This window comes from Rhodococcus sp. 7Tela_A2, assembly GCF_049311045.1.
Classification (GTDB): Bacteria; Actinomycetota; Actinomycetes; order Mycobacteriales; family Mycobacteriaceae; genus Rhodococcus.
In genome coordinates this window covers 1-1,279 of record NZ_JAXION010000221.1, presented here as the reverse complement: position 1 = coordinate 1,279, position 1,279 = coordinate 1, and the positions used below count along the sequence as shown (strand labels likewise).

2 protein-coding genes and 1 pseudogene are annotated in these 1,279 nt (G+C 67.0%); 1 reads left to right on the top strand and 2 read right to left on the bottom strand.

The features are described 5' to 3' along the window. Window positions 1-200: pseudogene (locus TVH25_RS21320) on the bottom strand (ABC transporter); the annotation flags it as partial. Window positions 201-288: 88 nt separating this feature from the next. Here TVH25_RS21320 and TVH25_RS21315 point away from each other — a divergent pair. Beyond that, entirely contained in the window at window positions 289-1,071 is a 783-nt protein-coding gene (locus tag TVH25_RS21315; protein ID WP_169622559.1) for a TetR/AcrR family transcriptional regulator, read from the top strand. 30 nt (window positions 1,072-1,101) lie between these two features. On the opposite strand, the gene TVH25_RS21310 is transcribed toward TVH25_RS21315, so the two are convergent. Beyond that, window positions 1,102-1,279, bottom strand: a 178-nt coding sequence (locus tag TVH25_RS21310) for an excalibur calcium-binding domain-containing protein (protein ID WP_422425415.1), incomplete at its 5' end; no start/stop codon positions are given.

The following is a 1,279-nucleotide window of genomic DNA, read 5'->3' as shown; positions in this document are numbered from 1 at the left end:
ACCCCGGCGACGGGCGCGGTGCCCGAGGTGGGGGCCCGGCGGCGGGTCCGCTTGCGCTGGGGGGGGGACTTCCCGGCCCCGTGGGGGCCGAGGAAGGCAACGAGTTCACCTTCCGCAACGTCGACGTCGACGTCGTCCACTGCCTGGATCGTGTCCTTCTTGCGACGGAACGTCTTGGTAAGTCCTCGTGCTCGGATCATCCGATTCTCTATTCGTACGTCGTACCGGAATAGGCGGGACCAGATTATCATACGATGTACGGAAATAAACCCGGAGAAAGGATCGTCGTTGCCGCCCGACCGGCAGAACGAAGAAGACAGAGAATCGGACCGCACCGCCGAGGCGACCCGTCGTCTCGCGCTGTTGTGGGCACCGACCGAACCCAAGACCCGGGGAAGAAAAGCCGGCCTCACCCGCGACGACGTGGTCGGGGCCGCAATCGCTGTCGCGGACGAGGGCGGACTGGACGCACTGTCGATGCGGCGCGTCGCGGCCGCACTTCGCGTCGGCGCCATGTCGCTCTACACGTACGTCCCCGGGCGGACCGAACTGATCGATCTCATGGTCGACCGCGCCTACTCCGAACTCGACCTGCCGGCACCGGGCACCCCGTGGCGTCCCGCGCTCGCCACGTACGCGCGCGAGCACTGGAACCTGTACCTCCGGCACCCCTGGATCCTGCAGACCAACATGTGGCGGGCACCGCTCGCTCCACACGTTCTCGACGCACAGGAAGCCGGCCTCCGCATCCTCGTGGACGAGGGCACCACGGAGCGTCAGGTCGTCGAAATCATCGGTGTCGTGGACAATTTCGTCCAAGGGCTTGCACGCGGCGCGATCGCGGAGAACCGGGACAGGGAGAACACCGGACTCGACCGCGACGCGTACTGGATGTCGATGAACAGTTTCTGGGAAGACTGGTTCGACGTCGAGCGCTACCCGACCATGACCCGTGTCTGGGAAGCCGGGGCCTTCGACGAACCGGACGGGCCGTTCGAACCGAGCCTCGAACGACTCCTCGATTCGATCGAACTCACGATCGAGAAGGCCCGGAAGTCACGCACGCCGTGACTCCCGGGGCGGCAACCCGTTTCGCGGGGTTCACTCGCACGCGACCCCGTCTTTGTCACGGTCCATCTCGGCCCGGTAGCCGGGCTCACCGGCATAGAGCGGCGCTGCTCCTGCAGCGCGGGCAGCCGAGCAGTTCTTGTAGTACGCGCTCGCGGGTGCAGGTTCCGGCGCGGGAGCGGGAGCCGGCGCGAGGGGCTGGGGCTGGGGC